Origin of the sequence: Oceanobacillus piezotolerans, assembly GCF_003665065.1 — a bacterium.
GTDB classification, from domain to species: domain Bacteria; phylum Bacillota; class Bacilli; order Bacillales; family Amphibacillaceae; genus Oceanobacillus; species Oceanobacillus piezotolerans.
In genome coordinates this window covers 172,317-181,068 of sequence record NZ_RCHR01000006.1, presented here as the reverse complement: position 1 = coordinate 181,068, position 8,752 = coordinate 172,317, and the positions used below count along the sequence as shown (strand labels likewise).

Sequence of the window (8,752 nt, the reverse complement as noted above, 5' to 3'; positions counted from 1 at the left end):
TCCGGTATTAGCTCGCGTTTCCGCGAGTTATCCCAGTCTTACAGGCAGGTTGCCCACGTGTTACTCACCCGTCCGCCGCTCATTCCACTCTTCGTCACCCCGGAGGGGTCAGAAAAGTTTCATGCGCTCGACTTGCATGTATTAGGCACGCCGCCAGCGTTCGTCCTGAGCCAAGATCAAACTCTCCAAAAAAGTTTGTTAGAATTGACACCAATCAATTCCATGTCTTAGCTTTTAGAAGTGTTACCTTCTATTTAAAAGAAAAAACGAGTTTTTCTTCATGTCCTAACATACTGGTTGTTTTGTTCAGTTTTCAAAGAGCAAATAGTTTCGCTTTAAAAGCGACTAGATAAATATATCATTTTCCCAATCGGATGTCAACAACTTTTTAAAAGAAGTTAACAAAATTGATTGAGTGGGCCTGAGTGGACTCGAACCACCGACCTCACGCTTATCAGGCGTGCGCTCTAACCAGCTGAGCTACAGGCCCATTTTAATAATGGAGCGGGTGATGGGAATCGAACCCACGACATCAGCTTGGAAGGCTGAGGTTATACCATTTAACTACACCCGCATATGAATTTTTACGCTGGTCGGGAAGACAGGATTTGAACCTGCGACCCCTTGGTCCCAAACCAAGTGCTCTACCAAGCTGAGCTACTTCCCGTAATATGGCGCGCCCGAGAGGAGTCGAACCCCTAACCTCTTGATCCGTAGTCAAACGCTCTATCCAATTGAGCTACGGGCGCATATAAACAATTAATATGGAAACCCTAGTGCGGCCGAGAGGACTTGAACCTCCACGGGTTATTCACCCACTAGGCCCTCAACCTAGCGCGTCTGCCATTCCGCCACGACCGCATAATGGTGAGCCATGAAGGATTCGAACCTTCGACCCTTTGATTAAAAGTCAAATGCTCTACCAACTGAGCTAATGGCTCTTTATAATGATACTTTTTCATAAAAAAATACTATTATTGTAATAGTATAATTCAATCCCTATATTAAGATTCTCACTTAAGAAGATTGGATACTAAAATAAAAATGGCTGGGCCACTAGGATTCGAACCTAGGATACACGGGATCAAAACCCGATGCCTTACCGCTTGGCTATGGCCCAACAAATGGCGGTCCGGACGGGACTCGAACCCGCGACCTCCTGCGTGACAGGCAGGCATTCTAACCAACTGAACTACCGGACCTAAACATTTTATTTTAAAAGATGACCCGTACGGGATTCGAACCCGTGTTACCGCCGTGAAAGGGCGGTGTCTTAACCGCTTGACCAACGGGCCATTTTATAATGGCGGAGAAGGAGGGATTTGAACCCTCGCGCCGCTTACACGACCTACACCCTTAGCAGGGGCGCCTCTTCAGCCACTTGAGTACTTCTCCATATGGCTCCACAGGTAGGATTCGAACCTACGACCGATCGGTTAACAGCCGATTGCTCTACCACTGAGCTACTGTGGAATAATAAGTTGCAATTAAAATAACGGCAACGAATATTACTATACAGCATTCGATTTAAGTTGTCAACATTTTTTTAAGAAGTTTTTCTTATCAATGGACAACCAATTTCATTGCTTAATTAATTTACCACGAGCGATATTATTTCGTCAATATCTTTTTTATATATGTTTTATAAATTATGAGAGCCAAAAAGCTATTTTGTAAGTAAAACCAATTTCCCTCTACATTTACCGCATCTATATTTATTTGTATCGACTCTTCTTTTCCTTTTATATTTCGTTGCACAACGGCGGCAAGAATATACATATTTATATTCGTTTCTCTGAGATGGCAATGGCTTGCAAAAACGAGGAGAACCTGTTTCTCTTAGCAACCTTCTAAAGTCCTCATCCCGATGCTGATAACCCCTTCCTTCTATATGAAGGTGGTAATGACAAAGTTCGTGCTTTATAATTCCGACGAACTCTTCTCCATCCATCTCAACAGCATATTTAGGGTTTAATTCTATTGTTCTCTTACCAGGTATATATCTCCCGCCAGTTGTCCTAAGTCTACTATTAAACTTCACCACATCCATAAATGGTTTATGGAAATATTGTAATGATAATTTATTAACCAGCTCATAAAGCATTTTCTCATTTATTGGATCCATTTGCGAAAACATCCTTATTAATATTTCTCAGCTTATCTATAAGTATATATTCTATTATACAACCGCAGACACATCCTATCTAGTCTCAATTATCGTTATTTAAAATTATTGTAATTAAACATTGATTTTTATTTACGGTTCGATATAATAATTATAGGAATAAATTCCTTTTTTTATATCTTGAATAAATTTAAAAAAGACCTACCTACTCATTTCTCAATTCTAAAAAGTAAATGAGAAAGAGTTCATTACTCTGCCTAAAATACATAAGCAGAAAAACAGCAATGAAACCAGGACTGAAAGGGTTTGGAGTAAAGTCTATCTATCTCTCAAGACTGGCAATTCACGTATATATATCAATAGTAATTAAAAAATTACTATGGTATTATAATAATTACATTTAAGAAACAGGAGGTTATTTGTAAAATGAGCGAAAATAAAAAGAAAATGACTACCGCATTCGGTGCTCCAGTAGCAAATGATGATGATGTAAAAACTGCTGGAAAACGCGGTCCATTATTAATGGAGGACTACTGGTTCTTAGAAAAATTGGCACACTTCGACCGCGAAGTAATTCCTGAGCGTCGTATGCACGCTAAGGGTTCTGGTGCATACGGAACATTTACTGTAACAAACGACATTACTAAATATACAAAAGCAAAAATCTTCTCAGAAGTTGGAAAGAAAACAGATATGTTTGTCCGCTTCTCAACTGTAGCAGGTGAACGTGGTGCTGCTGATGCAGAACGTGATATCCGTGGTACAGCGATGAAGTTCTATACAGAAGAAGGGAACTGGGATTTAGTTGGGAACAATACACCTGTATTCTTCTTTAGAGATCCTAAGCGTTTCCCTGACTTAAACCACGTTGTTAAACGTGATCCTAAAACAAACTTGCATAACCCACAAGCAAACTGGGATTTCTGGACTAGCCTACCTGAAGCACTTCACCAAGTTACAGTTGTTATGAGTGATCGTGGTATTCCAGCAAGCTATCGTCACATGCATATGTTTGGAAGTCATACTTATAGCTTGATTAATGCTGACAATGAACGTGTATGGGTAAAATTCCACTTCCGTACACAACAAGGAATCAAGAATTTAACAGACCAAGAAGCAGAAGCAATTGTAGGTAAAGACCGTGAAAGTCACCAACTTGATCTTTACACTGCTATCGAGGAAGGAAACTTCCCTAAATGGAAACTGTACATCCAAGTAATGACAGATGAACAAGCTAGAAACAGCAAAGACGATCCATTCGATCTAACAAAAGTATGGTATAAAGGAGACTATCCACTTATCGAAGTTGGAGAAGTTGAACTTAACCGTAACCCAGAAAACTATTTTGAAGAAGTAGAGCAAGCAGCATTCGCTCCAACTAATATCGTTCCTGGTATTGGATTCTCACCAGATAGAATGTTACAAGGACGTCTATTCTCTTATGGAGATGCTCAACGCTACCGTTTAGGTGTTAACCATTGGCAAATTCCTGTTAACTTCCCTAAAAACGTGAAAAACTTCCATCCATATCATAGAGATGGTGCAATGAGAATTCATCCTTTCCAAGGTGGTCAAGTTTCTTATAGCCCAAATAGCTATGGCGAATGGGAAGATAGCAAGGAACACCAAGAACCATCACTTGCATTAGATGGCGGTGCAGATTACTATGATTACCGCGGTTATGATGATAACTACTATGAACAGCCTGGTAAGTTATTCAACCTCCTAACGGAAGAAGAAAAACAACGCCTATTCGAAAACACTGCTCGCGCTATGGAAGGGACGAATAAAGAAGTTCGTTTACGTCATACTAACAATTGCTATAAAGCAGATCCTGCTTATGGTGAAGGCATTGCGAAAGCATTAGGTGTTTCACTAAGTGAAGTAGAAGCAGCAGCTAGTGATGTAGAATTAGTATAAGAATAGAATACTCTAAAATAGCTCAGGAGATTATAGCTCCTGAGCTGTTTTTTTACTTCTTATCTTCAATCATCGATAACGCAATTCTACCCTTATCTACATCCACTTGTTCTACCCACACGGTGACGACATCTCCGACAGAAGCAACGTCCATTGGATGTTTGACAAATTTGTTTGCCATTTTAGAGATATGGACTAGTCCGTCCTGTTTTACGCCAATGTCTACAAATACTCCGAAATCTACTACATTTCGCACTGTCCCTTGCATTTCCATCCCAGGCTTTAAGTCTTCTAAGGTCATCACATTTTGTTTTAATAGCGGCTGCGGAAAGTCATCACGCGGATCTCTTTCTGGCCGACTTAATGCATTTAGAATATCAATTAAGGTTGGTTCTCCTATTTCCAATTGCTGCGCCATTTCTTTTTTATCTAACTTATTAATTTTGTCCCGCAGTTTATCAGTGCCAATATCATTTAAACCACAATCCATGATATCAAGCAGTTTTTGCGTTTGCGAATAAGTTTCCGGGTGAATAGGAGTACGATCTAATGGATTCTTTCCATCGATGATTCTTAAAAACCCAATAGCTTGTTCATAAGTTTTGGCACCAAGCCTTGGAATTTTTTTCAACTCTGCTCTACTCGCGAACTTCCCCTCATCATTTCTCTTTTTCACAATGTTCCGTGCTACTGTCTTACTTAAACCTGAAACATATTGCAATAGGGAAGCTGAGGCCGTATTTACATTAACTCCCACCTGGTTCACCGCTGTTTCTACAACGAAAGTTAACGATTCATTCAACGCCTTTTGACTAACATCATGCTGGTATTGGCCAACACCAATAGACTTAGGATCAATTTTCACTAACTCTGCAAGTGGATCCTGTACACGACGGGCAATAGACGCAGCACTGCGTTGTTCTACTTGTAAATCTGGAAATTCTTCTCTCGCTAGTTCAGAAGCAGAATACACACTAGCACCAGCCTCATTCACAATAATATACGGGATATTTAAATCATTGTTCCCAATCACATCTGAGATAAATTGTTCCGTTTCACGTGAGGCAGTTCCATTTCCTATTGCTACAAGCTCAATATTATACTTTTGAACAAGCTTCAAAACAATTTTTTCTGAACCTGCAATATCATTTTTCGGTGCTGTTGGATACATAACCCCAACCTCTAGTACTTTCCCTGTTTCGTCCACTACTACAAGCTTACATCCTGTTCGATAAGCAGGATCGACTCCCAAAATTGTTCTTCCCTTTAATGGCGGCTGTAATAATAAATTCTTCAAATTAACAGAGAAAACTTCAATAGCATGTTCTTCTGCTTTTTCCGTTAATGAAGTTCTAATCTCGCGTTCGATAGACGGTTGAATTAAACGTTTATATCCATCCTCTATTGCAGAAAACAGTATTTCTTTTACTTCTTCAATCGCAGAGCGGTTCACTATCTGCTTATGCAGGTAATCGATAATAGGTTGTATTGGAGGTTGGATGCCAACCTTTAACACACTCTCTTTCTCTCCCCGATTTAGAGCCAATACGCGGTGTGGAACTAATGAACGAACTGGTTCATGATATTCATAATACATTTCATATATAGATTTTTCGTCTTTTTCTTTGTCCTTTACTTCCGCTTCTAAGATCCCCTGTTTAAAAGTAACATCACGAATATGCTCGCGGAAAGCTGCCTCATCCGATATCCATTCTGCAATAATATCATTTACTCCAGAAAGCACTTCTTCTACTGTATGTAATTCGTGTTCTTCAGAATAATATTTTTCCGCTTCTCCTGTTACATTGATTAACTCTTGTTTCCAAATTAATTCCGCTAAAGGTTCAAGCCCTTTTTCTTTCGCAATAGTGGCCTTGGTCCTGCGCTTTTGTTTATATGGACGATATAAATCTTCTACTCTTTGTAATTGAGTTGCCCCTTTAATTTCTTTTTCAAGTTCTTCTGTCAGTTTGCCTTGTTCATCAATAATCCGGAGTACTTCCTGTTTTCTATCTGACAAATTTACTGCATATTGATATTTATCTTGAACAGTTTTAATTTGCACCTCATCTAAACCACCTGTTACCTCTTTCCGGTAACGAGCAATAAACGGAACAGTATTTCCTTCCTCTAGTAGAGCAATGACCTTTTGTACAATTGATTCTTTAACTCCCGATTCCTTAGCTACCACTTTAGCCAGATCTTGTTCAATTATAATTCCCACATCTGTTCCTCCTTTAATTCCTCTTTTCATTTTACCAAATCCAAATATGTATTACCTAATTAGACTTACTATTCCCTTAGAAAAATAATGACGCTTCCATAAGCAAGACAAAGGAGGAAGTGCTTATTTGGAAACGTACAAACAGAGACGTGGCCTTTCTTTTATTAAGAAATACCCAAAATTCGCAATTTTTATAATTTCCTGTGCTAACAAAAAGGCTGACAGAGTTGTCAGCCTTCATCCCTCATATCTCATCGCAATTAGGGTAGTATCGTCTTTTCTATCTTTTTCTATAGTATAAGCAAATGTATCAATAACTTTTTTTATTTCTTCCTCCGCAATCTGGATATTGGATAACTCTCTATCCGATACTCCATCAGAAAACATATAAAAATTTGTTTTGGGTCCCAATTTATCTGTCTTCACAGGAAACGGCCGTTTAAACCCGCCTAAATAGCCAGCATTCGGAATATTCCGTTTCTTTTTCCCGTCTTTTACTATCATCAATCCAATATTACCAATGGATGCAAAGGAATAGGTAAGATTTTTAAAATCAATCTTGAAAATCCCAATGACTACTCCACGTTTTCCAAGAAGCTGATCATTTGCTTTTTTCACTAATTGCTCTACCGTAGCATCCTCATTATTCTTTATAATATCAATGACAATATTGGATGACTCTCTTGCAACTTCTCCACTGCCTAAACCATCTGCTAATGCACAAACAAATTCTTCTTCCGTTTCCGAGTAGAAATAACTATCCCCAGAACATTGATTTCCATGTTTGGCCTTATGAAATACGGATACTTCTACCTTATCAGTAATATTCTCACTCAATCAAAGACCTCCGTACTTTCAGACTGTATAGCTTCTCTAAGTTTCCGTAGAGATCGACGTAACAGTCGCGAAACATGCATTTGGGATATACCTAATCGTTCCCCTGTTTCCTTCTGACTTAAATTATCAAAATACGTATATTTAATAATTAATTGTTCTCTTTCAGATAAAATTGGTAGAATATTCTCTAAGATAATCTTATAGTCTGTATTGTCATATCCATTTTCACTGTTTCCAATTAAATCTAATATACTTATCTTACTGCCATCCGAATCAGATTCAACTTGTCTATCTACAGAAAGCGCATGGTAACTCTTGCTCATTTCCATCGTTTCCAAAATTTCTTCCTCAGATACTTCCAGATATTCTGCAAGCTCTTGGACTGTTGGTGATTTCTGGTTTTGATTTGTGAGCTCGTCTACTGCTTTCTTTAGTTTCGGACCTAATTCTTTAATTCTCCGCGGGACATGAATACTCCATGTCTTATCACGAATATACCGTTTGATCTCACCTATTATAGTAGGAATAGCAAACGACTCGAATGATTTACCAAATGTTGCATCATATCTCCTTACTGCAGCTAACAATCCGATCATTCCTACCTGCACTAAGTCTTCAAGAATCATCCCATCCTTGGAATATTTTAATGCAATGGATTTAACCAGCCCTTGATAGTGGAGAACCAGTTTTTCTTGAACTTCTTTATCTTTAGGATACTCATGTAAATATTCAATCCATTGGTAAACCTCGTCTCTTCCTTTATTTTGTGGTTGAGATTTCATCTGCATCAAGGTCCACCTCAGTTTCATTTAGATACTTAGTCATAAGTACAATAACACCATCATTGTTGTTAATTTGTACTTCATCCATCAGTGCGTTTATTAGAAATAACCCAAAGCCTCCTTCTCGAACAGTTTCAATACTGTCGTTCTCTTTATATGGTCCTGTGTTATTCTTAATCTCATCTAAATCAAAACTGCCACCGTGGTCTGCAACCATAATTTCTAAGCGATCTTCGTATATACCAAACGCAATTGCTATTCCTGAATTCTCTTCCTCTTCATACGCATGTGTTACCGCATTTGTAATTGCTTCAGATAAAGCAATCTTTAAATCCTCAATGTCTTCATAGGAGAAGCCCATTCTATTTGCTATACCTGAGAGACTTAAACGAACAACACCAACATATTCTGCCTTTGCGGGTACCTTCATCTCAATAAGCTCAAAATTACCCATTATACTTCTCCACCTTTAGTTACTCGCTGAATGTCCATAATATCAATGAGTCCTGTAATCTTAAAAATTCGATAAATCCGATCATTTAAATTCACTAACTTAAATTCATTTCCATGTTCATTTGATGATTTTAACGCACTTACGAAAACCCCTAAACCAGTACTGTCCATGTAGTTGACATTTGTGAAATCCACTTCAATAGTATTAACTTTCTCCAATTTGGTTAAAGGCAGAAGTGTTTCTTTCAGTTTCGGAGCTGTATAAGCATCTATTTCACCGGAAAGCTTTATAGAATTTTTTTCATCATTTTCCACTACTTCAATCGAAAGATCCATCATTAACCTCCTAAGCGATTGCATCTTGCCGTATCATTTTATCTTAATTACTACACTTTTATTTACCCAAAACGA

7 protein-coding genes, 11 tRNA genes and 1 rRNA gene are annotated in these 8,752 nt (G+C 38.3%); 1 reads left to right on the top strand and 18 read right to left on the bottom strand.

Features of this window, described 5'->3' with window-relative positions; all coding sequences use genetic code 11:
- The 13 genes from D8M04_RS16410 to D8M04_RS16350 all read right to left on the bottom strand — a co-directional run.
- Nucleotides 1-192: ribosomal RNA gene (locus tag D8M04_RS16410) — 16S ribosomal RNA — on the bottom strand; the annotation flags it as partial.
- Between the two features lie 224 nt (nt 193-416).
- Nucleotides 417-490: transfer RNA gene (locus D8M04_RS16405), tRNA-Ile, on the bottom strand.
- A 10-nt stretch (nt 491-500) separates the two neighbouring features.
- Nucleotides 501-574: transfer RNA gene (locus tag D8M04_RS16400), tRNA-Gly, on the bottom strand.
- Nucleotides 575-590: 16 nt separating this feature from the next.
- Nucleotides 591-667: transfer RNA gene (locus tag D8M04_RS16395), tRNA-Pro, on the bottom strand.
- 5 nt (nt 668-672) lie between these two features.
- Nucleotides 673-749, bottom strand: a tRNA-Arg gene (locus D8M04_RS16390).
- A 28-nt stretch (nt 750-777) separates the two neighbouring features.
- Nucleotides 778-861: transfer RNA gene (locus D8M04_RS16385), tRNA-Leu, on the bottom strand.
- A 4-nt stretch (nt 862-865) separates the two neighbouring features.
- Nucleotides 866-941 (bottom strand) — tRNA-Lys (locus D8M04_RS16380).
- A gap of 104 nt (nt 942-1,045) precedes the next feature.
- Nucleotides 1,046-1,120, bottom strand: a tRNA-Gln gene (locus tag D8M04_RS16375).
- A 5-nt stretch (nt 1,121-1,125) separates the two neighbouring features.
- Nucleotides 1,126-1,202: transfer RNA gene (locus tag D8M04_RS16370), tRNA-Asp, on the bottom strand.
- A gap of 21 nt (nt 1,203-1,223) precedes the next feature.
- A tRNA-Glu gene (locus D8M04_RS16365) sits at nt 1,224-1,295 on the bottom strand.
- Nucleotides 1,296-1,304: 9 nt separating this feature from the next.
- Nucleotides 1,305-1,395, bottom strand: a tRNA-Ser gene (locus D8M04_RS16360).
- 3 nt (nt 1,396-1,398) lie between these two features.
- Nucleotides 1,399-1,473 (bottom strand) — tRNA-Asn (locus tag D8M04_RS16355).
- A 193-nt stretch (nt 1,474-1,666) separates the two neighbouring features.
- Nucleotides 1,667-2,125, bottom strand: a complete 459-nt coding sequence (locus D8M04_RS16350; protein ID WP_121524489.1) for a SprT family protein — start codon at nt 2,123-2,125, stop codon at nt 1,667-1,669.
- Nucleotides 2,126-2,551: 426 nt separating this feature from the next.
- Between D8M04_RS16350 and D8M04_RS16345 the strand changes: the two genes are divergently transcribed.
- Entirely contained in the window at nt 2,552-4,045 is a 1,494-nt protein-coding gene (locus D8M04_RS16345; RefSeq protein WP_121524488.1) for a catalase, read from the top strand.
- A 52-nt stretch (nt 4,046-4,097) separates the two neighbouring features.
- Here the strand turns inward: D8M04_RS16345 and D8M04_RS16340 are convergent, their stop codons facing one another.
- From D8M04_RS16340 to D8M04_RS16320, 5 genes are all read right to left on the bottom strand, one after another.
- Nucleotides 4,098-6,269 carry a Tex family protein gene (locus D8M04_RS16340; protein ID WP_246001308.1) on the bottom strand — a complete coding sequence of 724 codons (2,172 nt, stop codon included), beginning with the start codon at nt 6,267-6,269 and terminating at the stop codon, nt 4,098-4,100.
- A 237-nt stretch (nt 6,270-6,506) separates the two neighbouring features.
- On the bottom strand, nt 6,507-7,106 hold the full coding sequence (locus D8M04_RS16335; RefSeq protein ID WP_121524486.1) for a SpoIIE family protein phosphatase: 600 nt from the start codon (nt 7,104-7,106) through the stop codon (nt 6,507-6,509).
- Nucleotides 7,103-7,894 carry an RNA polymerase sigma factor SigB gene (gene sigB, locus D8M04_RS16330; RefSeq protein ID WP_121524485.1) on the bottom strand — a complete coding sequence of 264 codons (792 nt, stop codon included), beginning with the start codon at nt 7,892-7,894 and terminating at the stop codon, nt 7,103-7,105. The genes D8M04_RS16335 and sigB overlap by 4 nt, the downstream gene beginning before the upstream one ends.
- Nucleotides 7,866-8,342, bottom strand: coding sequence for an anti-sigma B factor RsbW (rsbW, locus tag D8M04_RS16325; RefSeq protein ID WP_121524484.1), 477 nt, complete (start codon nt 8,340-8,342; stop codon nt 7,866-7,868). The genes sigB and rsbW overlap by 29 nt, the downstream gene beginning before the upstream one ends.
- Nucleotides 8,342-8,677: an STAS domain-containing protein gene (locus tag D8M04_RS16320; protein WP_121524483.1), complete on the bottom strand. Its 336-nt coding sequence runs from the start codon at nt 8,675-8,677 to the stop codon at nt 8,342-8,344. Before D8M04_RS16320 ends, rsbW begins: the two co-directional genes overlap by 1 nt.
- Nucleotides 8,678-8,752 lie beyond the last annotated feature (75 nt).

Excerpts from the sequence above, each read along its gene's own strand:
- D8M04_RS16350 (WP_121524489.1), bottom strand. The coding sequence starts at position 2,125 with ATGGATCCAATAAATGAGAAAATGCTTTATGAGCTGGTTAATAAATTA.
- D8M04_RS16345 (WP_121524488.1), top strand. The coding sequence starts at position 2,552 with ATGAGCGAAAATAAAAAGAAAATGACTACCGCATTCGGTGCTCCAGTA.
- sigB (WP_121524485.1), bottom strand. The coding sequence starts at position 7,894 with ATGCAGATGAAATCTCAACCACAAAATAAAGGAAGAGACGAGGTTTAC.
- rsbW (WP_121524484.1), bottom strand. The coding sequence starts at position 8,342 with ATGGGTAATTTTGAGCTTATTGAGATGAAGGTACCCGCAAAGGCAGAA.
- D8M04_RS16320 (WP_121524483.1), bottom strand. The coding sequence starts at position 8,677 with ATGGATCTTTCGATTGAAGTAGTGGAAAATGATGAAAAAAATTCTATA.